The following is a 22,831-nucleotide window of genomic DNA, read 5'->3' on the forward strand; positions in this document are numbered from 1 at the left end:
GCATGGCGCGCTCGCGCTTCAGCGAGATGCTGCTCGCCCGTCGCCACGAGCTCGGGCTCACCGTCTCCCAGGCCTCCAAGATCTTGAAGCTGCGCGAGGACGTCCTCGTGGCCTTCGAGGAGGGCGACTACGAGCACATGCCCCAGAGCGGCTACGCCCAGGGCATGCTCTCGAGCTACGCCCGCTACCTCGGGCTCAACGCGCGCGAGGTCGTAGACCTCTTCCAGGAGGAGCTCTACGAGCACCACACGGGCACCTCCTCGCACGAGCTGCGCCGGCGCACGCGCGAGACCCAGGCGGGCCGGGGCATCTCCGGCTACGACATCGTGAACGAGGAGGGCTCGCGCCCCAAGGCCTACGTTGAGTATCGGCCCCTGCTGCCCACTGCGGGGGGACCCGCCGGCGACATGGGGGACTTCGCGACGACGGCTCCCGCGCGCCCGCGCACCTCGGTGCCGCTCGCGGGCTCACGGGGCGCCGGCGCGCCCGTCCGCCGCATCTACCAGGAGGGCGCCTCCGCGCCGCGCCCCTACAACGGGGCCGACCCCTCGCAGCGCAGCGCCCCCAGCACGGCCCGCCGGCGCGCGGGGACCCAGCGGCGTCGCGCGGACGCTCAGACGGGCCGCCGCCCTCGCGAGGGTCGTGACCTCGACGAGACTGCGCGCTCTGCGCGCTCCTATCGCCGCGACGACGTGAGCACGAGGCGGGTCTTGCCGAGCGAGTACACCGACGACATGCGCTACGACGACCCCGCGAACCCCTACGCGCCGGCCTCGACGATCTCGGGCAGGCGCTCGTCTCGCAACATCGCCCAGGTCGAGCGGCCCAACGTCCGTCGCAGGGGCGCCCCTTCCGGACGCGGGGGCACCTCGGCGCGTCGCGGTCGACGCCCGGCGCGCCCCCGGGGACCCCTGGGGTCCGTGCGGTGGTTCCTCTCGGACTCCCGCCGCGCCCTGGCCCTGATCATCGTGCTGCTCACCGCGGTGCTCACGGCCATCCTGGTCCTCTCGGTGGGCGCGTGCGTGAGCGCGAAGAACCAGGGGGCCACGAGCGGGCAGAACGTCGCGGTGAACAGCGTCGACCAGGACGCGTCGACGACGGATGCAACCTCGACCGACGACGCGTCGACGACGGACGCGACCTCGACCGACGCCGCCGACGAGGCCGCGACGACGGATGCCTCGGACAGCGCCACCTCGACGCCCACCGAGACGGTCGTCGATGTCACGGTGGCCGACGGGAGCTTCTCGTGGCTCGAGATCACCTGCGACGGCACGAGCGAGATCGCCGACAGTGTGACCGGCCCGTGGAGTGCCAGCTACACGGTCTACGACTCGATCACCGTGCAGACGGGCACCCCCGGCTCCGTGACGGTCACCGTGAACGGGGAGCCCCAGGAGTTCAACTCCAAGGCCTCGGGCATCGGGTCGCTCACGATCAAGGGGACCCCCAAGGCCGAGGACGCTACGACGACCGGCGACTCCACGGACGCCACCACGGGGGCCTCGCCGACCTCGGCGGGCACGAGCTCCACTGCGGCGGCCTCCTCGTCCACGGCCGCGACGCAAACGACCGCGCGCACCACGCAGTAGGCGAAAAAGGCCCTCATCATCCGGTCTGGCTGGGCGCGACGCGCCCGAAGGGAGCAAGCATGGCAAAGGAAGCGAGCTTCGACATCGTGTCCGTCGTGGACATGCAGGAGGTCGACAACGCCTACCAGCAGGCGTCGCGGGAGCTCACGCAGCGCTACGACCTCAAGCAGACGGGCGCCACGCTCGAGCTCGCCCGCGCGGACGGCGCCTTCAAGATCGTGGCACCCTCGGAGTTCGTGGCCTCCCAGGTGCGCGACGTACTCGCGAGCAAGCTCACCCGCCGCGGGATCGACCTCGCCGCCGTGCGCTGGGACGAGCCCGCGCCGGCCGGCAACATGACGGTGCGCCAGGCGGGTGCGCTCGTCCAGGGGATCGGCCAGGACACGGCCAGGCAAATCGCCAAGGACGTCCGCGACCTCAAGGTCAAGGCCAAGGTCACCGTCGAGAAGGACAAGTTGCGCGTGAGCTCCGCCTCGCGCGACGTCCTCCAGTCCGTCATCGCACACGTCAAGGAGCACGACTATGGCCAGCCGCTGCAGTTCGTCAACTATCGCTAGTGCGGGCGCCCCGCGCGTCCTGTTCGTCACGCTCGGCTGCGCCAAGAACGAGGTCGACACCGACCGCATGCGCGCACGCCTTCTGCGCGCGGGCTTCTCGGCGGCCGAGGACGCGCCCGATGCCGATGTCGCCATCGTGAACACCTGCTCGTTTCTGGCGTCGGCGACCCAGGAGTCCGTGGAGGTCACCCTCGAGCTCGCCGAGGCCAGCTCCGAGGGGGTCAGGTCGCGGCCGATCGTGATGTGCGGCTGCGTGCCGTCGCGCTACGGCGACGACCTGCCCTCCGAGCTGCCCGAGGTCAGCGCCTTCGTACGCGCCGAGGACGAGGACGGCATCGTGGGCGTGGTGAGCTCGGTCCTGGGGCTCGAGGACGTCATCGTGGCGCCGCAGGACGAGGGGGTGCTGCGCACCGTCGAGGGGGCGAGCGCCTTCGTCAAGATCTCCGAGGGCTGCGACCGCTTCTGCACCTTCTGCGCAATCCCCTACATCCGCGGCCGCTACCGCTCGCGCGCCGCCGAGGACGTCGTTGGCGAGGTGCGCTCGCTCATGGAGGGCGGCGTCCGCGAGGTCGTGCTCATCGGGCAGGACACCGGCGTCTGGGGCCGCGACCTCGAGGGGGACCAGACCCTCGCTGGACTCCTGCGCCGGGTCGCGCGGGCCGTCCGCCCGTACGGGGGCTGGATCCGCGTCCTGTACCTGCAGCCCGAGGGGATGACCGACGAGCTCATCGCCACGATCCGCGACGTCGACGAGGTCCTGCCCTACATCGACATCCCCATCCAGCACTGCTCGGCGCGCGTGCTCTCCTCCATGGGGCGCTCGGGCTCGCCCGAGGAGCTGCGGGCCCTGTTCGCGCGCCTGCGCAAGGAGATCCCGGGCATGGTGCTGCGCACGACCGGCATGGCGGGCTTTCCCGGCGAGACGGACGAGGAGGCGGCCGAGCTCTACGACTTCATCCAGGAGGAGGAGTTCGACTACACCTCCGTCTTCTCCTACTCGCAGGAGGAGGGCACCCGCGCGGCGGCCATGGGCGACCAGGTGGACGAGGGGGTCAAGCTCGAGCGCACCCAGCGACTTGTGGACCTCACCGAGCAGCTCGGCTTCTCCGCGACGTCGTCGCACGTGGGCGAGCGCGTGCGCGTGATCGTCGACGGGGTCGAGGAGGGCGCGGACGGCCCCGAGCTCATCGGCCACGCGTGGTTCCAGGCGCCCGACTCGGACGGCGCGGTGCACCTCGCGGCCGGCGAGGCTGCCGTGGGCGACGTCGTGGAGGTCGACCTCGTGGACTCCTTCTGCTACGAGCTCATAGGCGAGCTCGCGGGGGGCGAGGCGTAGCATGGCGCGAAGAGGAGGCATCTGGACGGCGGCCAACGTCGTCACCTGCGTGCGCGTAGCGCTCATCCCGCTGTTCATGGTCCTCGCCACGGCCGCGCGCGCGGACGCCGGGACGTCGTCCGACCCTGTCCTGGCCGCCGCGTCCTTCGCGCTCTACGTCGCGCTCGCCCTCACCGACAAGCTCGACGGTCACCTCGCGCGCTCGCGCGGGGAGGTGACCGACTTCGGCAAGTTCCTCGACCCCATCGCCGACAAGCTCCTGGTCTTCTCGGCCCTGCTCCTCCTGCTCGAGCAGCAGCTCGTGGGCGTGTGGGCGGTCTTCGCGATCCTCGCGCGCGAGTTTTTGGTGAGCGCCCTGCGCATGCTCGCCGGCGTCCAGGGCGAGGTCATCGCCGCCGGCAACCTGGGCAAGGCCAAGACGGCGGTCACGCTGGTGTCGATCTCGTGCTACTACGCGACGCTCCTGTCCGCGTCGCTGCTCCTGGGGACCCCCACGACGTGGCTCCTGGGTGCCGCGGACGCGCTTATGATCGTCGCGGTCGCGCTCACCGTGGCCTCGGGCGTCCAGTACTTCTGGAACGCCCGTCACGTCGTCTTCAGGGCGTAGGGAGAAGCAAATGGCCGAGAAGACCCTTCTGGCGGAAGACCCGGAGCTCTTTGACGCGTGCGCCGGGCTCGTGCGGCGCGCGGCGGCCGCACGCGTCACCCTGGGCTGCGCGGAGTCGTGCACGGGAGGGCTCGTGGCGGGGTGCCTCACGGCCGTACCCGGCTCGTCGGCCGTGGTCAGGGGCGGCGTCGTGAGCTACGCGATCGAGGTCAAGCGCCACCTTCTGGGCGTCTGCGACGAGGTCCTCGACGCGCCCGGCGTGGGGGCCGTCTCCCCTGAGTGCGCCGCCCAGATGGCAGAGGGGGCCCGGGGCGCCCTCGGCTGCGACGTGGCCGTCTCGATCACGGGCATCGCCGGACCCGGCGGCGCCGAGCCCGGCAAGCCCGTGGGGACCGTCTGGATGGGCCTGGCCACGCCGGTCGGCACGCGGACGTTCCCCCACCTGTTCTCCGGCGACCGCGCCGAGGTGCGCCATGCGGCCGTGGCCCGCGCCGTCGAGCTCCTCTGTGGAGGTGTCGTGGAGGCTTCGCGCCTCGGGTGAGCGCCGGTGCTCGCGCGTCCCTTTCGTCTCGCGACCCTGGCGCTGGCATGCGGCGGCCCGTGTCAGAGGACCTCGCGCGGCGCGTCAGGCACCGGGAAGACCCGGGTCAGCGTCGTGCAGGCCCCGTGCGCTAAGCTTCCCTCACGAACGTTGACATAGAACGGTTGTTCGTATATCATCACTTCGAGACGAGCAAAAGGGAGAAGCAATGGCCAAGACCAAGGGCACCACCAAGGAGATTCGCGAGCGCACCACCGGCGATGCGCGCGACAAGGTCATAGAGGCTACCACCTCGGAGATAGAGAAGAAGTTCGGCAAGGGCTCGATCATGCGCTTCGGCGACGACGGACCCAACTACGAGATCGAGGCCATCCCCACGGGCTCCATCGCGCTCGACGCCGCGCTCGGCATAGGGGGGGTCCCGCGCGGCCGCATCGTGGAGATCTACGGGCCCGAGTCCTCGGGCAAGACCACGCTCTCCCTCGAGATCCTCGCCGAGGCCCAGGCCCTCGGCGGCGTCGTGGCCTTCATCGACGCCGAGCACGCCCTCGACCCGGGCTACGCGGCGCGCATCGGCGTGGACATAGACGAGGTCCTCATCTCCCAGCCGGACACCGGCGAGCAGGCGCTCGAGATTTGCGACATGCTCGTGCGCTCCAGCGCCATCGACGTCGTGGTCGTGGACTCCGTCGCCGCGCTCACGCCGCGCGCCGAGCTCGAGGGGGAGATCGGCGACTCCACGGTGGGCCTGCAGGCCCGCCTCATGAGCCAGGCCCTGCGCAAGCTCGCCGGCTCGCTCTCCAAGTCCAACACCACCTGCATCTTCATCAACCAGCTGCGCGAGAAGATCGGCGTGATGTTCGGCAACCCCGAGACCACCCCGGGAGGCCGCGCCCTCAAGTTCTTCTCCTCGGTGCGCATGGACATCCGCCGCATCGACTCCATCAAGGTCGACGGAGAAATCGTGGGCAACCGCGTGCGCGTGAAGGTCGTCAAGAACAAGGTGGCGCCCCCGTTCAAGAAGGCGGAGTTCGACATCATGTACGGCCAGGGAATCTCCAAGGAGGGCTCGATCCTGGACATGGCCGTCGAGTACGAGATCGTGAGCAAGTCGGGCTCCTGGTTCACCTACGAGTCCGAGCGCCTCGGCCAGGGCCGCGAGGCGGCCAAGGACTTCCTCGCTTCCAACCCCGAGCTCAGAGACGAGATCGACCACAAGGTGCGCGTGGCCTGCGGCCTCGAGCTGGGCGACGAGCGCGTGGGGGAGGTCGTGGACCCCGGGGCCGCCGACGATGGCACCAACGCCGGGGACGAGCGGTAGGTGAGCGCCTCTCTCACGTCCTGGGAGGTCGTGCTCCCCGAGCGCGGCGCGCAGGGGCTCGCTCGCAGGCGTCCCCGGGCCCTGGTGCGGATGAGCTCCGCGACGGGCGGCGACGAGGAGCTCTCGGTTCCCGTCGCGGTGGGAAGGCGCCTCTCAGCTGCCCAGCGCTCGGGCGAGGCCGCCCCCGGCTCGCGCGCCGAACTCGTCTACCTCGTGGGCCAGCTCTCCCGCTCCTGCGGCCGGGCCCGCGTCGAGGACCTCGTGGGACGGCGCGACTACGCCGAGCAGGAGCTCGCGCAGAAGCTCGCTCAGGACGGCTACGCGAGCGTTACCGTCGAGGCGCTCGTCGACCGGGCGCGGGAGTGCGGCCTGGTCGACGATGCTCGCTTCGCCGGTGCCTTCGTGCGCTCCAAGGTCCTCGCCGGGTGGGGGAGGGCCAAGATCTCCCGCGAGCTCGAGCTCCGGGGCATCTCGGTCGACGAGGTCGAGGGATGGCCCGACGAGTTCTTCAGCGAGGCGGACGAGCGCTCCCGCGCCCTCGGGCTCGCCCGCCGGCACAGGCTCACGGGCAAGAACGACTACCAGAAGCTCGTGCGCTTCCTGTGCGGCAGGGGCTTCGCCCTGGGGATGTCCTGCGACGTTGCCCGCGAGGTCCTCGACGACGCCCGCTAGGCCGTCCTCGGCCACCTGCGCATTTGACATAACGTCGGCGCGGCCATAGGATTGAGAGGCTATTGGAGCGCATTCTCACGCTGGCGAGCCAGCTGATGTCTTTCTTCTCTGAGCACCATGGTTAGCCGCCTTGCCCCGGACGGGACGGGTGCCTGGCACGGCTGCGCCTCCGATGGCGGGTTCCATGGCGTCTTGCCATGGTCTCCTGAACCAATCGTATGAGACACGCACGTCATCTGAGGAGCACACATGGAAATCATCATCGGCCTCGTCTGCCTTGTGGTGGGCGCGGCAGCCGTCTACTTCGTCCTCTCCGGGAGCAGCAACTCCAAGATCAAGGCCGCCGAGTCGCAGGTCGCCTCGGCGCACACCGAGGCCGAGCGCATAGCCTCCGAGGCCGCGCACCAGGCCGAGCGGGCCAAGAAGGAGGCCCTGCTCGAGGCCAAGGAGGAGATCCTCCAGCTCAAGCAGAACTCTGACAGCGAGGAGAAGAAGCGCAAGGGCGAGCTTCAGGCACTCGAGAACCGCATCATGCAGCGCGAGGAGTCGCTCGACCACAGAAACGACGCCCTCGACCAGAGGGAGCACCAGCTCTCGAGCACCCAGGGCCAGCTCGACCATCGCAAGGGGGAGCTCGACGCGCTGGAGGTCAAGCAGCGCAGCGAGCTCGAGCGCGTCGCCGGGCTCTCGAGCGACGCCGCCCATGACGAGCTTTTGACCCGCGTTCGCGCCGAGTCGGTCCGCGAGGAGGCACAGATCCTGCGCGAGTCCGAGCAGTCCGTCCGCGCCCAGGCCGACAAGACCGCGCGCGAGATCATCTCCACCGCCATCCAGCGCTGCGCCGCTGACCAGGCCGGCGAGATTACCGTCACCACCGTCCACATCCCCTCCGACGACGTTAAGGGCCGTATCATCGGGCGCGAGGGGCGCAACATCCGCACCTTCGAGCAGATCTCCGGCGTCTCCCTCGTGATTGACGACACGCCCGAGACGGTAGTCCTCTCGAGCTTCGACCCGGTGCGCCGTGAGACCGCCCGCGTCGCCCTCGAGAACCTCATCGCCGATGGCCGCATCCACCCGGCCCGCATCGAGGAGCTCTACAAGAAGGCCGAGAGCCTCGTCGCCGAGCGCGTGCGCGAGGCGGGCGAGCAGGCGGCCTTCGATGCGGGCATCCACGACCTGCACCCCGAGCTCATGAAGACCCTGGGCGCCCTGCGCTACCGCACGTCGTTCGGGCAGAACGTCCTGGCGCACTCCGAGCAGGTCTCCGTGCTCTGCGGCATCATGGCCTCCGAGCTGGGCATGGACGAGGTACCGGCCAAGCGCGCCGGCCTTCTGCACGACATCGGCAAGGCCATCGACCACGAGGTCGAGGGCCCCCACGCCGTGATCGGCGCCGACCTCGCGCGGCGCTACGGCGAGCGCCCCGAGATCGTGCACGCCATCGAGGCGCACCACGCCGACGTAGAGCCCAACACGGTCCTCGACGTCCTGGTCCAGGCCGCTGACGCCATCTCCGCGGCGCGTCCGGGCGCTCGCCGCGAGTCCGCGGAGAACTACATCAAGCGCCTCGAGAAGCTCGAGGAGATCTCCAACGCCCACGAGGGCGTCGAGCGCACCTACGCGATGCAGGCCGGCCGGGAGCTCCACGTCATGGTCGAGCCGGAGAGGATCTCCGACGCCCAGGCCACGGTCCTCGCCCATGACATCGCCAAGCAGATCGAGGACGAGATGCAGTATCCCGGCCAGGTCCGCGTCGTGGTCATCCGCGAGTCGCGCGCCGTCGACGTCGCCAAGTAGCGCATGGCTGAGCCCGCCTCAGACCTCGTGAGCTTCGTCTCCTCGATGGGAGGGGAGCGCTCCCTTCGCGTCGAGGAGAGCCTCGGGGAGGGCTACGTGCGCCTGCGCGTCGCCGAGGCCGAGCGTCGGCAGGCGAAGCACGACATCCGCTGCGTCGAGGACATGGTCATCGAGCTTCTGCGCAATGCCCGCGACGCGGGCGCGCGCCACATCTACGTGGCGACGGCGCGCGAGGGGGGCCTGCGCACCACCACGATGCTGGACGACGGCTCCGGTATCCCCTCGGACATGCAGGAGCGCGTGTTCGAGGCGCGCGTGACCTCCAAGCTGGAGAGCGTCCACATGGATCGCTGGGGCGTCCACGGGCGGGGCATGGCCCTCTTCTCCGTGCGCGAGAACGCGGTCTCGGCTGAGGTGATCTCCTCGGGCGAGGGCAAGGGCTCCTCGATTCGCGTGGTCACGGACGTCGCGGAGCTTCCCGAGCGAGCCGACCAGTCCAGCTGGCCCAGCCTGGGGACCGATGACGAGGGCGCGCAGAGCTGCGTCCGCGGCCCGCACAACATCGTGCGCACCTGCTGCGAGTTCGCCCTTGAGGAGCGGGGGTCCTGCGAGGTCTACCTGGGCTCGCCCGCCGAGGTCGCGGCCACGGCTCGCGCGCGCACGACGCCCTCGGTCGATGGCTCCGACCTGCTCTTCATTGACTCGCTTGCCAGCCTTCCGGTCCTCGAGCGCCTGCGCGCGGCGGCTGACGCGAGCGATCTGCGCGCGCAGGCCGCGGCCCTCGGCCTGGAGATGTCGGAGCGCACCGCGCACCGCATCGTGATCGGCCAGATAAACCCCCTGCGCAGCGTCGTCGCACGTCTGACGCACGCGGGCGGCTCCGCGGCCGGGCAGGACCGTACGGTGGACCTCGCGCGCGACCGTCGCGGCCTCAGGCTCTCGAGCTCCGACGCCCAGGAGTTCTCGCGCGTCATGGAGCGCGACTTCGCCCTTCTCGGCGAGCGCTACTATCTCTCGCTCGCCTCGGACCCCAGGGTCAGGGTCGGGCACCGCAAGATCACGGTAACCTTCGACCTCGAGGAGAAGGACTAGAGGGGCACGCGTCAGGCCACACGCACGGACAGGCGGCTCGCAGGGCCGCAGCAGGAGAGGAACATGGATTTTCTCAAGGTGTCGAGCAAGTCGTCGCCGGCCTCGGTCGCCGGCGCCATCGCCGGCCTCGTCAAGGACGGGGTCGCCGTGAACCTCCAGTGCGTCGGCGCGGGCGCTGTCAACCAGGCGGTGAAGGCCATCGCCATCGCGCGCGGCTTCCTGATTCCCACGGGGGTGGACATCTCCTGCGCGCCCACCTTCTCGGACATCGAGATTGGGGGCGAGACGCGCACGGCGATTCGCATCGCGGTCTACGTGCACCGCCTCGTGCCCCCCGCGGGATCGCCCGCGCAGACGACGGGCGAGATGTCCCCGAAGTTGGTGTCGTGATGGACCGGCCCTCCGCGCTCGTCGGCAAGACCTACTGGGTCAAGACGTTCGGCTGCCAGATGAACCTGCACGATTCCGAGCGCGTCTCGGGGCTGCTCGACGAGTGCGGCTGCATCTCGGTGTCCGACTCCGACGAGGCCGACGTCGTCGTCTTCATGACCTGCTGCGTGCGCGAGAACGCCGACCAGCGCCTCTACGGCCAGGCGTCCGCCATGGTGAGCGCGCCCACGCCCCCCTCGGGCAGGCGTGTCGTGGCCATCGGGGGCTGCATCGCGCAGCGCGACGGCGAGCGCATCCGCGCGCACATCCCGGTGGCCGACGTGGTCTTCGGGACGAGCGCGCTCGCGAGCCTTCCCGACCTTCTCGCCGAGGCCTTCGCAGAGGACGGCCATGAGGTCGAGGTCGACACCATCGAGAAGGGCCGGCCCTTCTCGACCGACCTGCCGAGCCGCCGGGCCCAGAGCTTCCACGCCTGGGTGCCCATCATGACCGGCTGCAACAACTTCTGCAGCTTCTGTATCGTCCCTTACGTGCGCGGCCGCGAGAAGAGCCGCACCATGGAGAGCGTCGTGGCCGAGTGCGAGCGACTCGTGGCGGACGGCGTGCGCGAGGTCACCCTGCTCGGCCAGAACGTCAACTCCTACGGGCGCAGCCTCTACGGGGAGCCGCACTTTGCCGAGCTCCTGAGGCGCGTGGGGGCCACTGGCATCGAGCGCATCCGCTTCACCTCGTCGAACCCCAAGGACCTCTCCGACGAGACGATCCGCGCCATGGCGGAGGTCGATGCCGTGATGCCGCACCTGCACCTCGCCGTGCAGTCCGGCTCCGACCGCGTCCTGCATGCCATGAGGCGCGCCTACACGCGCGAGGAGTACCTCGCCCTCGTGGGGCGCCTCAACGCCGGTGTGGACGGCCTGGCCCTTTCCACCGACGTCATCGTGGGCTTTCCCGGCGAGACCGAGGCCGACTTCGAGGACACGCTCTCCCTCGTGCGCGAGGCCGCGTTCTCCTCGGCCTACACCTTCATCTACTCGCCACGCCCCGGGACCCCGGCGGCCAGGATCGCCGACGACACGCCGCACGAGGTCATACAGGAGCGCTTCGACCGGCTCGCGCAGCAGGTGGCCCTTCAGGCACGCGACGCGAACCAGGCCGACCTCAACGGCGTCGTGAGCGTCCTCGTGGAGGGCGCGTCCAAGAAGGGCGATGACGTGGTCGTGGGCCACAGCGAGAAGAACCAGACGGTCCACCTCCACCTGCCCGCGCACGAGGGCGCGGGCAACCTGGTGGGCAAGATCTGCGACGTGCACGTCGACGAGGCGCGCACGTGGTATCTGCGCGGGACCCTGGTCGGCGACCCCCGATGAGCGCGGCCGGTCCCGTCGTCGCGATCGTCGGGCCCACGGCGTCGGGCAAGAGCGCGCTCGCCCGGCTTGTGGCCGAGCGGCTCCAGACCTCGATCGTCTCCGTCGACGCGATGCAGGTCTACCGCGGGATGGACGTGGGCACCGCCAAGACCCCCGCCTCGGACAGGACCCGCCCCCTGCTCATGGTTGACGTCTGCGACCCCGCCCAGAGCTACTCGGCGCGCCTCTTCCAGAAGGCGGCGCGCTCCTGCGTGGACGACCTGCTTTGTGCCGGGAGGGTGCCGGTGTTGTGCGGGGGGACGGGCCTCTACCTGAACGCGGTCGTCGACGAGATGGCCTTTCCCGCGGGGGAGGTGGGAGACGCTCGGCGCGCCCGCTACGAGGCGCTGGCCGCTGAGCGCGGTCCGGACGCCCTGCACGCCCTTCTCGCCGAGCGCGACCCCGCCAGCGCCGCCCTCATCCACCCTCACAACGTCCGGCGTGTCGTGAGGGCCCTCGAGATGCTCGACGAGGGGGTCTCCTACGCCCGGCACCACGAGGGGCTCCACGAGCGCGCTTCCCACTACGGCACACGCATCTGGGGGCTTACCATGGCCCGCGAGCGCCTCTACGCTCGCATTGACGAGCGCGTCGACCAGATGGTCGCGCACGGCCTCGTCGAGGAGGTCGCCCGGCTCGCCCAGGTGGGCCTCACGGCCGAGAGCACCGCGGGGCAGGCCATCGGCTATAAGGAGGTGCTCGGCGCGCTCGCGGGGAGGTGCACTCTCGACGAGGCGCTCGACCAGGTCAGGCTGAGGTCGCGCCGCTACGCCAAGCGCCAGCTCTCCTGGTTCAGGCGCGACGCCCGCGTGCGCTGGATCGACCTCGACGAGACGGACCTCGAGGGGGCCTGCGCGCTCGTCGTGGGCTCGCTTGCGGAGAAGGAGAACACGCATGGGGCGCTTTAGCCCGATTTCGACCGCACCCGCCCGGGAACGGGCAATCCTGGTGGGCGTCGACCGGGGACACGCGGACTGGTCGGTCGAGGAGTCCCTCGCCGAGCTCGCGCGCCTGGCCCAGACGGACGGTGCCGACGTGGTCATGACCCTGATCCAGCGCCTCGACGCCCCCGTGCCCAAGACGTTCATCGGCAAGGGCAAGGTTGAGGAGCTCTGCTCCTACGCGCGCAACCTCGACGCCAACGTGGTCATCTTCGACGACGAGCTCACCCCCTCCCAGCAGGCCAACCTCGAGAAGATCGTGGGCGAGCCGACCAAGATCATCGACCGCACGGCCCTCATCCTCGACATCTTCGGAGCCCACGCCACCACCCACGAGGGGCGCCTCCAGGTCCAGCTCGCGCAGCTCCAGTACGTCCTGCCCCGCCTGCGCGGCATGTGGAGCCACCTCGTGGGCGAGCAGACCCGCGGCGGCATCGGCAGCCGCTTCGGCCAGGGCGAGAGCCAACTCGAGGTGGACCGCCGGCTCGTGCGCTCCCGCATCTCGACCCTGCGCCGAGAGCTCAATCGCCTCGAGGTGCGCCGCGGCGTGCAGAGCAAGACCCGCTGGGACTCGGGCGTCTGGCGCGTGGCGCTCGTGGGCTACACCAACGCGGGCAAGTCCACGCTGCTCAACCGCCTCACGGGCTCGGACGTCTACGTGCGAGACGAGCTCTTCGCCACGCTCGACCCCACGACGCGCGCCCTGGACCTCGAGGAGGGGCGCAAGGTCACGATCACCGACACGGTCGGCTTCATCCAGAAGCTGCCGACGATGCTCGTGGAGTCCTTCAAGTCGACCCTCGCCGAGGTTAGGGCCGCCGACCTCATCCTGCTCGTGGTCGACGCCTCCGACGAGCGCCTCGAGCTCCAGGTCAAGGCCGTGCGCGGGGTGCTCGAGGGCATCGGCGCGCAGAGCATACGCCGCGTGACTGTGCTCAACAAGTGCGACCTCGTGAGCGAGGAGCGCACGCGAGACCTCCTGCGCGCGCATCCCGGCGCCGTGGCCGCGTCGGCGAGCGAGGGGAAGGGGCTGCGCGACCTGCTCTTCCGCATCGCGCAGGAGGCCTCCGCCGGCGACGTCACGATGACTGTGAGCATCCCATTCGACAAGGGACTCCTCCTCAAGATGGTGCACGAGCGCTGCCAGGTCATTCGCGAGCGCTACGCGCAGGAGGGGCTCGTCGCTACCGTGAAGGCCGACGAGCGCATGGCCCAGACCCTGGCCCCCTACGCCATCGAAGACAAGGGGTAGGGGGCCAGCCTCCGCCCGTGCGGCCGCAAAAGACAGGACTTCTCGACTGACAAGAACCCACGACTTGTTTACCTGCACATACGCGGAACTCTTACGTCGATGTGGCCCCTTTTCAATCTTTGCGGCCGCACGGAGTCGCTCGCGGACACTCCGTCACTGTTCGCGGATGGAGCGGTTCTGCGAGATGCGCCCGCACGATACTGATCGTGAAAAAAGGGGCTGGTGGCATATGTCAAACTTCATAGGCATGTTCATGGGGTGCGTCCTCGTGGGGGTGCTCGGCGTCTGCATGATGGTCACCGCAACCCTTTGTCCCTCCATAGCTACCATCGTGCCACGACCCCTGCGTGCAACCTGCCCAAGCTCGCATGGTGGAGCGGCCTCGGCCCGCTGCTCGTGGGTTTCGGGGGAGTCGTCGTATCCCTGCCCCTGGGTGCCGACGCCGGCGCGCTACCAGCTTGGACGGGCTCCTCGGCGCTTCCGGTGGTGGGCACGGCCATCATAGTCGCCGCGCTCGTGGAGACGGCCGCGGCGATCGTTCGCTACAACGGCACCCTCTTCAGCTAGGTTTCTGCCGCAGGCGCATAAAACCTCAGGCGGCTCTCGCGGAAGCCAGCAATTCGACGAGGCGGGGACGTCGGGGGCTGCTAGCCCAGGAGCTCGCACATGAGCAGGAGCACGGGCTGGTGAATCACGTAGACGGTCAGCGCGCGACGTCCGAGGAAGCTGAGCGGCGAAACGCGCGCCCTCTGCGCCCAGGCAGGATAGCCATGCTGGGCCCAAGAGCCTCCCAGGGCGCATCCGGCGAGATAGAGCATGAGATAGGGGAGAAGCGGATAGTAGTCGCCTGACGCAAAGGCCGGCCCCGGCAGCCCCAGCCAGGAGAGCCAGCCCGAGGCATAGAGTCCCGCGGGAACCGCAGCCTGTGCGGGCCCGAGGCCCACGGTGCCCGAGGCGAGGCCGAGCAGGGCAAAGAACGTTACGAGCAGCACGACCGCTGCGGCGGGCCCTCGTGGGAGCGCGTGGAGTCGACCGAGCGCCCAGGCGACGAGGGTGCAGGCGGACATGCAGTAGATGATGCCGAAGGAGATGGGCGTGTCGACCGCCGCCACGGTCGTGACCGCCCAGATGGCGAGCGCGACGCCCGCGTACTGAAGGCCGCGCCTGAGGTTTGAGCGCGAGAGCGGGCACATGCACCCAGCCACGAACAGGAAGGTCCAGGAGATGCTCGCACGCCACACGTCCTGCAGGGGAGGGGCGAACCAGTCGAGCGGCGCACCCACAAGGAACCTCAGGTCGTAGCAGAGGTGGAAGAGCACCATCGAGACGACCGAGAACCCTCGGACGACGTCGAAGATGCCGATGCGCTGGTGAGCCGCCGTGTGCTCCTTGACGTCTGGCACGATGCCTACGAAATCGAGCGGATAAGCGCCGTGACCTTGCCCAGGATGGTGGGGTTCTCCGCGTAGATGGGGTCCATGTGATCGTTCTCGGGCTGAAGGCGAATGCGGCCCCTCTCGCGATAGAAGGTCTTGACGGTGGCGGAGTCGTCGATGAGGGCGACCACGATCTCGCCGTCGTGGGCGTCTCGCTGCTCCTTGACCACGATATAGTCGCCATTGAAGATTCCCGCGTTGACCATGGACTCCCCGCGCACACGCAGGATGAAGGAGCTGGAGTCCCCCACGATGGAGGTGGGAAGGCTCAGGGTCTCCTCGACGTTCTGCTCGGCGAGGATGGGCATGCCGGCCGCCACGCGTCCGACGAGGGGGAGCGTGATGAGGCCCCGGTCCACGTCCTGGGAGACGCTCGCGACGGAATCGCCGCCCTCGCCCTCCCGCTTATCCACGACCTCTATGGTACGCGGCTTCTTGGAGTCCCTGCGAATGAGGCCCTGCTCCTCGAGGACCTTGAGGTGCATGTGCACGGTCGAGGGGGAGGCGAGGCCGACGGCGGCCCCTATCTCGCGCACCGAGGGCGGGTATCCGTGCTCGCCCGTGTACGAGCGGATGAAGTCGTAGATCGCGAGCTGACGCTTGCCGAGCTTTCCTCTTGCCATGAGTGCCTCCTCTTCGCGTGTCCTCATGATAGACTGTTTTGGCCCGAGAAGCAAACATTTGTTCGTTTATCTCTTGACACGAACAAATGTACTTCCATACTAGGGTACAGGCGTTCTGTTTTTTCATGGGGACTAATTGTTGTCCGGTACCGCCGGTATAAACGTCCCTGTGAGCCGAACGAAAGGGGACCATGATGACCTGCCACACCTCCGGAGCCGCCTGCGTCTGCGACGGCACCTCCGCACTGAGCCCGCGCCCGCGTACCCTTGTTCTTCTCGAGGGGGGCCACGTCCCAGGCAATACTTCTGCCAGGCGCGTGAAGGCCCCGTCGCTGAGCAGACGAGACTCCATGCTCTTTATGCTCGCCGGCTTCGCCGTGATCGGTGCCCTGTGCCTGGCGTCCTTTTTCTCTGACTCGATAATCTCGGCGCGACGTGCGGACGCGCTCTCAGAGCTTCCCTCGCAGACCGTCACGGTACGCACGGGAGACTCCCTCTGGAGGATCGCGGAGCAGCACGGGCGCGAGGGCTACGCCACCGCCGATCTGGTCGCATGGATCGAGGACGCGAACAGCCTCTCCGCGGCCACCATCGTCCCCGGGCAGCAGCTCGTGGTACCCATGGCCTCATAGCGTCCGAGCACTCTTTCCAAAACGTTTCCTCTGGGGACTGCGCGGACGTTATCTGAAGGTTGTGTGATAAATTTTCTAGGTGCTGTTTTCCTAGGAGGTTACATGCGCTGTCCCAAATGCGGTTGCGAGGAGTCGAAGGTCGTCGACTCGCGGCCCTCAGAAAGTAACGATGCCATCCGCCGGCGGCGCGAGTGCACGCGCTGCGGCTTTCGCTTCACCACCTACGAGCGCTGCGAGGAGGTGCCCCTGCTCGTCATCAAGCGCGACGGTCGCAAGGAGCCCTTCGACCGTCAGAAGCTCATGAGGGGCCTCGTCACGGCCACCGTTAAGCGCGACGTCTCCGTCGAGACCCTCACGGCTCTCATAGATGGCATCGAGTCAACCCTGCGCGACGGGGGTACGACCGAGATCTCCTCCGTGGACCTGGGGAGCATGGTGCTCAAGCGGCTCGTCTCGGTGGACAAGGTCGCCTACGTCCGCTTTGCCTCCGTCTACCGCGACTTCAAGGACGTCGACGAGTTCAGCGAGGAGCTGAGGAGCCTGAATGACTGACCACGAGATTCGCCTCCCGATCAAACGCCTCGACCCCACGGTCGAGCTCCCGAGCTATGCCTACGAGGGGGACGCGGGTCTCGACCTGCGCGCCAACGCAGACGTCACGCTCCGTCCCCACGAGCGCGCGCTCATCCCCACGGGCTTGGCCGTCGCCATCCCCGAGGGCTACGCGGGCTTCGTCCAGCCTCGCAGCGGGCTCGCCCTGCGCGAGGGGCTCTCCATGGCCAACACCCCCGGCCTCATCGACGCCCACTATCGCGGGGAGCTCAAGGTCTGCGCCGTCAACCTGGACGACGAGAAGGACATCCACGTCGAGCGCGGGGAACGGATCGCCCAGCTCGTTATCCAGCGGGTCCCCGTCGTGAGTCTCGTCGAGGTCGACGAGCTCGACGAGACGGACCGCGGCGCCGGTGGCTTCGGATCGAGCGGCGTCTAGCCCTCGCTCAGTTCATCCGCCGGCGTCCTTGGGATCCGGCGTGGACATCGCACAACGTAGTGTATGTACGCAACAGAAAGGGATGGGCTTTTACATGGACAAGTTCTTCAAGACACAGGAGAGGGGCTCAAGCGTCGGACAGGAGCTGCGCGCCGGTCTGACGACCTTCCTTGCGATGGCGTACATCATCGCGGTGAACCCGTCTTTGCTGTCTCAGGCTGGGGTTCCCGTGACGGCAGCCGTCACCGCCACCTGCATCGGTGCCGGCGTCATGACCATCTGCATGGGGCTGTTCTCCAACCGACCGCTCGCCTGCGCCTCGGGCATGGGCGTCAACGCGGTCGTGGCCTTCACGTTGACCGCCGTCGCCGGCGGAGACTGGCACGCGGCCAACGCGGTCATCTTCATCGAGGGCGTCGCCATCCTCGTCCTCGTCCTGTGCGGCCTGCGCGGGGCCATCATGGATGCCATCCCCGTGTCCCTGCGCCACGCCATATCGGTGGGCCTGGGCCTGTTCATCGCCATGATCGGGCTCAAGGACGGCGGCATCATCACGGCCAACGACTCCACCATGGTGGCCCTCGGTGACGTCTTCAGCCCCACCTTCCTCGTAGGTCTCATCTCCATCGTCGCGACCGTCGTCGTCTACTCCATGAACGTCAAGGGCGCCCTGCTCATCGCCATCGCCATCGCCGTCGTCGCGGGGATCCCCCTCGGCATCACGCAGGTACCTGCCGGCATCGTGTCCGGCCTCGACTTCTCCTCCGTCGGCGCGCCCTTCCTCCCGGACGAGAGCGGCGTGATGGGCATCGCGAAGGTCGTCACCAACCCGACGCTGCTCATCTTCGCGTTCTCGCTCATGATGTCCGACTTCTTCGACACCATGGGCACCGCCATGGCCGTCGCCAAGCAGGGCGAGTTTTTGACTGACGACGGCAACGTCGAGGACATCAAGCAGATCCTCATCGTCGACTCGGCCGCCGCTGCGGTGGGCGGCCTGATGGGTGCCTCGTCGATCACCACCTTCGTCGAGTCCACCGCCGGTGCCGCCGACGGCGGTCGCACCGGCCTCACCTCCGTCACCACGGGCGTCCTGTTCATCCTCGCGGCGTTCTTTACGCCGATCATCTCGATCGTGAGCTCGGCGGCCACGTGCGGGGCCCTCGTGCTCGTGGGCTTCCTCATGATGAGCGAGGTCGTCGAGATCGACTGGTCCGACCTGCTCCAGGGCTTCCCGGCGTTCATGATCGTCATCGGCGTGCCCATGACCTACTCGATCTCCAACGGCATCGGCTTCGGCTTCATCGCCTACGTCATCGTGGCGGTCGTCACCGGCCAGATCAAGAAGGTCAAGCCGCTCATGTGGGTCGCGACCGCCGCCTTCCTCGTCTACTTCCTCATCGCGTAGGAAAACGCTTCGCGTCAGGGGCCCGGATTCGTCCGGGCCCCTTTTGCTGTCCACCCTCACTCGAAAGGGGAGTGACACATGGGTTCAAAGGAGCGTCGCATCATCGGCGTCGATGAGCGTGTCTCGGTGGGGCGCGCCATCCCATTGGGCATCCAGCACATGATGAGCATGTTCGGCTCGACGGTGCTCGTGCCTGTTCTCACGGGGCTCGACCCCAACGTCGCGATCATGTGCTCGGGCATAGGCACGATCTGCTACCTCCTGGTGACGGGCAATAAGATTCCCAGCTATCTGGGCAGCTCCTTCGCCTTTATCAGCCCCATCCTGGCGGTGGGAGCCACGCGTGGCCTCGGCGCCGCCATGTCGGGCGTCATCGTCGCCGGCGTGGTGTTTCTCGTCATAGCCGGCATCATCAGGCTCGTGGGAACCGGCTGGCTCGAGCGCGTCCTGCCCCCCGTGCTCGTGGCCTCCGTCATGATCGTCATCGGTGTGGGGCTCTCTGCCACCGCCGCCAAGATGGCTCTTATGACGAGCACGGCCGACGGAGACTCCGTGTTCTTTGCCACAGGAGCCCTCGTTGCGGCCCTCACGCTGTGCGCCGCGGTTGTCTTCTCGGGCATGGGCGGCGTGCTCGGGACCATCCCCATCCTCCTGGCCATTATCGTCGGCTATTTGGTGGCCATTTCGCTGGGACTCGTGGACCTCGGCCCCGTGGAGCAGGCGGCGTGGATCGGTCTTCCCAGCATCTCCGCCCCTCGTTTCGACGTGGGCGCCATCGCGCTCGTCGCACCGGTGGCCCTGGTCACGGTCATCGAGCACATCGGTCATCTTCTCGCCGTCGGCGAGATCGTGGGCAAGGACTATCGCCCGATGCTACCTCGCTCGCTTGCGGGCGACGGCATCTCGACGGTCATCTCGGGCTTTCTCGGCGGCCCCCCGACGACCACCTATGCTGAGAACATCGGCGTCATGAGCGTCACGCGCGTCTACTCGACGCAGATCTTCTGGTATGCGGGCGGCTTCGCGCTGCTCGTGGGTGGCTTCTGCCCCAAGCTCGCCGCTCTCATCCGCTCCATCCCGAGCCCCGTCATGGGAGGCGTGTGCCTGCTGCTCTTTGGCCTCATCGCCTCGAATGGTCTGCGCATGCTCGTCAGCAACAAGGTGGACTTCGATGCCAATCGAAACCTCATGATCGCCTCGGTTGTCATCATCTTGGGCGTGGGCATGGAGACGGCCGGCATCTCGATTCCCCTTGGTGGCTACATGCTGCCCGGCATGGCCACCTCCACGCTCGTGGGCATCGTCTTGAACCTCATCCTGCCGGTCCCCCAGCCGGCACCAGGCGCAGACGGGTCCAAGGCCTAGGTAGGAGGCTCCGTCAGTCTCGTTCCATGTGCCTGACACCTAACTCTATGGCGGTCCTCCGTGCCTTGGGTCGCCCTTTTGCGCATTCGAGGGTCCCCCAAGCCGTCAGGCCTCCTTAGGCCCCTAAGAGAATGCTTCCCACGGGGGAGTCCCACCTCATGCGGGCCCGCCCCACGTGAAGTTAGAACGAGGGTCGCGCGGGTATCTCTACTTACAACATGAGACGAAAGGGGACAGACATGTCCGATAGCACCACTCAGAGGCACGACCTTGTCATCGTGGGCGGCGGCCCCGCCGGCCTCACGGCTGCCATCTATGCCGAGCGAGCCCTCCTCGACACCGTGACCCTCGAGCGCGAGGCGCTCGGCGGCCAGATGATCCTCACGAACGAGGTGGACAACTATCCCGGCACCCCTCACACGGACGGCTTCACGCTGACGGACGCCATGCGTGCGCAAGCCGAGGACCTCGGTGCCACCATCGTGATGGATCCCGTGAGCAGCATCGCCCATGACGAGACCACGGGACGCTTCGCCGTCAAGGGATCCCAGGGCACCTACGACGCGTCCTCGGTCATTCTGGCGGCCGGGGCCCATCCGCGCCTCGCCGGGTTCGAGGGCGAGGAACATTATTCCGGGCACGGAGTCTCGTACTGCGCCACCTGCGATGGCATGTTCTACAGAAACAAACAGGTGTTCGTAATCGGGGGAGGAAACTCCGCAGCGGAGGAGGCCATCTTCCTGACGCGATTTGCCAACAAGGTCACGCTCATCGTGCGCAAGGACCACCTGCGCGCGCAGGCCTCCGTCATAGAGCAGCTCGACAAGAACGAGAAGATTGAGGTCCGGCTGCTCACGAGCATCCTCAAGGTCGAGGGCAACGAGCTTCCGACCATGCTGACCTTCCGTGACAACGCGACCGGCGAGACGCACGTCGAGACCTACGAGGAAGGGTCGTTCGGCGTGTTCGTCCTCGTGGGGCGTGTGCCGGAGACCGAGCTCGTGGCCGACCTCATCGAGCGCGACCGCGCGGGCTATGCGATTACGGACGAGCGCATGGCCACCAGGACGCCCGGTCTGTTCGTGGCCGGAGACGCGCGCCAGAAGCCGCTCAGGCAGATCGTCACGGCGGCCGCAGACGGGGCATCGGCAGCCACCAGCGCCGCGGCCTTCCTCGGCCAGCCCGTCGAGGGCTGAAGGGGCTCGTTCGAGTAAGGGTTTCTAGGGAGAGGGCCTCGGGGAGTCTTAACACCCTCCGAGTCCCTCTCTTTATACTGGTTTATAAAACCGTGATAATATATCTTATGTAAAGTAAAGACAACAAACAGCCACGGAGAGGTTGCAAGGGCCCCTACTCCCTCAGATGGGTCCCGCACATGAGGCCGAGCTTGAGCGAGGCGTCCTCTGCGGCATCGGCGTCCACGATGAAGAGCAGCTCGTCCAGGGCGTACAGGCGCGTGTCCCCCGTGGCCACGATCTCCGTTCCGGCGCGCTCGATCGTCATGACGCGCACGTTGTCCGGCCAGGCCACCTCGCGCACGAGCTTGCCCTCTAGATGGCTCGCCGCGGCCACGTGGACGGTCCTGAGAACCTTCTCGCCACCGTCTGCGAGTCCGCTGACCTGGGGGTCGTCAGGATCGGTACCCAGAAGCGCGGCCAGTAGATGATCGTAGAAGGCATCGGTGCGCAGCAGGTTCGCCGTCACGTAGGCGAGGATGGAGACGATCGACACCGCGAGCAACGCGTCGAAGGACCCCGTCAGCTCGAAGACAAGGACGACGGCCGTGATCGGGGCCCGCACGACGCCCGCAAAGAGCCCTGCGATGCCCAGGGCGACGAAGTTGGGAAAGAAGGCCGGAGAGAGGCCCACGAGATTCGTGGAAAGGCTCGAGAACAGCCCGCCCACGAGGGCCCCCATGACGACGAGGGGAAAGAGGGTCCCCCCCGGTGCCCCCGAGCTGAAGCTCATCGTGGTGAACACATACTTCCCCACCAGCAGCGCCGCGATTGCGCCGATCGTGAGCGCCTGGGGCGAGAGAATCTGCTCGAGGATGGCGTCTCCCCCGCACATGAGATCGGGCCAGGCGAAGGCCGCGACGCCCGAGAGCGCAAAGGGAACGGCGAGGCGGGAGTACGGCAGGTGGCCCCCTATGCGCGAAAAGCCCTGCTGGCAGGCAAACATCCCGCGGTTGTGAGCGGCGCCAAGCGCCCCGCAGAGCACCCCGAGGAGGATGACGAGGGCATAGTCGATGTGCGGGAGGTCGCTCACCAGGGCGAGGCTCAGGACGGGGGCAACCCCGAGCACCTGGGAGACGAGAAAGTCAGACGCAACCGCCGAGCACATGACCGAGATGATGAGCGGGGCGCTGAACTGCTTGTGAATCTCCTCTAGGGCAAACAGGACGCCCGTGAGAGGGGCGTGGAAGGCAGCCGACATGCCCGCCGCCGCGCCGCAGGTCACGAGAAGGCGCTCCTCCCCCCTCTTGCGCCCGAGCCCGCGCGAGAGGGCCTTGCCCGCCATGGCCCCCAGCTGTACGGACGGACCCTCGCGGCCCAGGGAGAGACCTGCGAGGGCCAGGAGCGTCCCCTCGGCGAACTTGGCCGGGATGACGCGGTGCCAGGGCATGTCAATCCGCCCGATGACCTCGGCGTCGACCTGCGGGATGCCCGAGCCCGAGGTGAACGGCTCCCAGAGCAGGAGGCGCGAGACCACGACGAGAATCACCACGAGCACGGCGAACCACGCCGCCATGAGCAGGGGGCTTCCCGCCGCCGCTCCCGTGAGCCCCCGCAGCAGTCTCTCGGCACCGGACAGGGAGAGACGGTAGAGGGTGACAAGCGCCCCTGCGACAAGGCCCACGAGCGCCCCC

Annotated in this window: 23 protein-coding genes; 20 read left to right on the forward strand and 3 right to left on the reverse strand. The window is 68.1% G+C overall.

Annotated features, from left to right (window positions below; all coding sequences use genetic code 11):
* Window positions 1-2: 2 nt before the first annotated feature.
* The 14 genes from INP52_RS04645 (at window position 3) to INP52_RS04710 (ending at window position 14,074) form a co-directional block, all read left to right on the forward strand.
* Window positions 3-1,592 carry a helix-turn-helix domain-containing protein gene (locus tag INP52_RS04645; RefSeq protein WP_194372871.1) on the forward strand — a complete coding sequence of 530 codons (1,590 nt, stop codon included), beginning with the start codon at window positions 3-5 and terminating at the stop codon, window positions 1,590-1,592.
* A 59-nt stretch (window positions 1,593-1,651) separates the two neighbouring features.
* Entirely contained in the window at window positions 1,652-2,149 is a 498-nt protein-coding gene (locus INP52_RS04650) for a YajQ family cyclic di-GMP-binding protein (protein ID WP_194372777.1), read from the forward strand.
* Window positions 2,115-3,485 carry a 30S ribosomal protein S12 methylthiotransferase RimO gene (gene rimO / locus INP52_RS04655; protein WP_194372778.1) on the forward strand — a complete coding sequence of 457 codons (1,371 nt, stop codon included), beginning with the start codon at window positions 2,115-2,117 and terminating at the stop codon, window positions 3,483-3,485. The genes INP52_RS04650 and rimO overlap by 35 nt, the downstream gene beginning before the upstream one ends.
* Window position 3,486: 1 nt before the next feature.
* A complete protein-coding gene (pgsA, locus tag INP52_RS04660) occupies window positions 3,487-4,092 on the forward strand; it encodes a CDP-diacylglycerol--glycerol-3-phosphate 3-phosphatidyltransferase (protein ID WP_194372779.1) in 606 nt (201 codons plus the stop codon).
* A 10-nt stretch (window positions 4,093-4,102) separates the two neighbouring features.
* Complete coding sequence (locus tag INP52_RS04665; RefSeq protein WP_194372780.1) at window positions 4,103-4,633, forward strand: CinA family protein; 531 nt, start codon at window positions 4,103-4,105, stop codon at window positions 4,631-4,633.
* Between the two features lie 208 nt (window positions 4,634-4,841).
* The gene (gene recA / locus INP52_RS04670) at window positions 4,842-5,954 is read left to right on the forward strand and encodes a recombinase RecA (RefSeq protein WP_194372781.1); all 1,113 of its coding nucleotides are present in this window, start codon (window positions 4,842-4,844) and stop codon (window positions 5,952-5,954) included.
* On the forward strand, window positions 5,955-6,626 hold the full coding sequence (locus tag INP52_RS04675; RefSeq protein WP_194372782.1) for a regulatory protein RecX: 672 nt from the start codon (window positions 5,955-5,957) through the stop codon (window positions 6,624-6,626).
* Window positions 6,627-6,875: 249 nt separating this feature from the next.
* Entirely contained in the window at window positions 6,876-8,426 is a 1,551-nt protein-coding gene (gene rny, locus INP52_RS04680; RefSeq protein ID WP_194372783.1) for a ribonuclease Y, read from the forward strand.
* A 3-nt stretch (window positions 8,427-8,429) separates the two neighbouring features.
* Window positions 8,430-9,518: an ATP-binding protein gene (locus tag INP52_RS04685; RefSeq protein ID WP_194372784.1), complete on the forward strand. Its 1,089-nt coding sequence runs from the start codon at window positions 8,430-8,432 to the stop codon at window positions 9,516-9,518.
* A gap of 63 nt (window positions 9,519-9,581) precedes the next feature.
* Complete coding sequence (locus INP52_RS04690) at window positions 9,582-9,908, forward strand: stage V sporulation protein S (RefSeq protein WP_194372785.1); 327 nt, start codon at window positions 9,582-9,584, stop codon at window positions 9,906-9,908.
* Window positions 9,908-11,275 carry a tRNA (N6-isopentenyl adenosine(37)-C2)-methylthiotransferase MiaB gene (miaB, locus tag INP52_RS04695; protein WP_194372786.1) on the forward strand — a complete coding sequence of 456 codons (1,368 nt, stop codon included), beginning with the start codon at window positions 9,908-9,910 and terminating at the stop codon, window positions 11,273-11,275. Before INP52_RS04690 ends, miaB begins: the two co-directional genes overlap by 1 nt.
* On the forward strand, window positions 11,272-12,222 hold the full coding sequence (miaA, locus tag INP52_RS04700) for a tRNA (adenosine(37)-N6)-dimethylallyltransferase MiaA (protein ID WP_194372787.1): 951 nt from the start codon (window positions 11,272-11,274) through the stop codon (window positions 12,220-12,222). Before miaB ends, miaA begins: the two co-directional genes overlap by 4 nt.
* Window positions 12,209-13,507: a GTPase HflX gene (gene hflX, locus INP52_RS04705; protein WP_194372788.1), complete on the forward strand. Its 1,299-nt coding sequence runs from the start codon at window positions 12,209-12,211 to the stop codon at window positions 13,505-13,507. Before miaA ends, hflX begins: the two co-directional genes overlap by 14 nt.
* 309 nt (window positions 13,508-13,816) lie before the next feature.
* Window positions 13,817-14,074 (forward strand): hypothetical protein, encoded by a 258-nt coding sequence (locus tag INP52_RS04710; protein ID WP_194372789.1) that lies wholly within the window; start codon window positions 13,817-13,819, stop codon window positions 14,072-14,074.
* A gap of 80 nt (window positions 14,075-14,154) precedes the next feature.
* Here INP52_RS04710 and INP52_RS04715 read toward each other — a convergent pair whose 3' ends face one another.
* On the reverse strand, window positions 14,155-14,910 hold the full coding sequence (locus tag INP52_RS04715; RefSeq protein WP_228478421.1) for a heparan-alpha-glucosaminide N-acetyltransferase: 756 nt from the start codon (window positions 14,908-14,910) through the stop codon (window positions 14,155-14,157).
* A gap of 5 nt (window positions 14,911-14,915) precedes the next feature.
* Complete coding sequence (gene lexA, locus INP52_RS04720) at window positions 14,916-15,566, reverse strand: transcriptional repressor LexA (protein ID WP_194372790.1); 651 nt, start codon at window positions 15,564-15,566, stop codon at window positions 14,916-14,918.
* Between the two features lie 350 nt (window positions 15,567-15,916).
* Here lexA and yneA point away from each other — a divergent pair, with 350 nt between their 5' ends.
* The 6 genes from yneA to INP52_RS04750 all read left to right on the forward strand — a co-directional run bounded on the left by yneA (window position 15,917) and on the right by INP52_RS04750 (window position 21,158).
* Window positions 15,917-16,198, forward strand: a complete 282-nt coding sequence (gene yneA, locus INP52_RS04725) for a cell division suppressor protein YneA (protein WP_194372791.1) — start codon at window positions 15,917-15,919, stop codon at window positions 16,196-16,198.
* A gap of 102 nt (window positions 16,199-16,300) precedes the next feature.
* Window positions 16,301-16,750 (forward strand): transcriptional regulator NrdR, encoded by a 450-nt coding sequence (gene nrdR, locus INP52_RS04730; RefSeq protein ID WP_194372792.1) that lies wholly within the window; start codon window positions 16,301-16,303, stop codon window positions 16,748-16,750.
* Entirely contained in the window at window positions 16,743-17,189 is a 447-nt protein-coding gene (gene dut, locus INP52_RS04735) for a dUTP diphosphatase (RefSeq protein WP_194372793.1), read from the forward strand. Before nrdR ends, dut begins: the two co-directional genes overlap by 8 nt.
* Window positions 17,190-17,283: 94 nt before the next feature.
* Window positions 17,284-18,597 (forward strand): NCS2 family permease, encoded by a 1,314-nt coding sequence (locus INP52_RS04740; RefSeq protein ID WP_194372794.1) that lies wholly within the window; start codon window positions 17,284-17,286, stop codon window positions 18,595-18,597.
* Window positions 18,598-18,675: 78 nt separating this feature from the next.
* On the forward strand, window positions 18,676-19,962 hold the full coding sequence (locus INP52_RS04745) for a uracil-xanthine permease family protein (protein ID WP_194372795.1): 1,287 nt from the start codon (window positions 18,676-18,678) through the stop codon (window positions 19,960-19,962).
* Window positions 19,963-20,201: 239 nt separating this feature from the next.
* Window positions 20,202-21,158, forward strand: coding sequence for an NAD(P)/FAD-dependent oxidoreductase (locus INP52_RS04750; protein ID WP_194372796.1), 957 nt, complete (start codon window positions 20,202-20,204; stop codon window positions 21,156-21,158).
* Window positions 21,159-21,312: 154 nt separating this feature from the next.
* Here the strand turns inward: INP52_RS04750 and INP52_RS04755 are convergent, their stop codons facing one another.
* On the reverse strand, window positions 21,313-22,821 hold the full coding sequence (locus INP52_RS04755) for a ClC family H(+)/Cl(-) exchange transporter (protein ID WP_228478422.1): 1,509 nt from the start codon (window positions 22,819-22,821) through the stop codon (window positions 21,313-21,315).
* Window positions 22,822-22,831 lie beyond the last annotated feature (10 nt).

The sequence above is a fragment of the Thermophilibacter immobilis genome, from assembly GCF_015277515.1.
Classification (GTDB): domain Bacteria; phylum Actinomycetota; class Coriobacteriia; order Coriobacteriales; family Atopobiaceae; genus Thermophilibacter; species Thermophilibacter immobilis.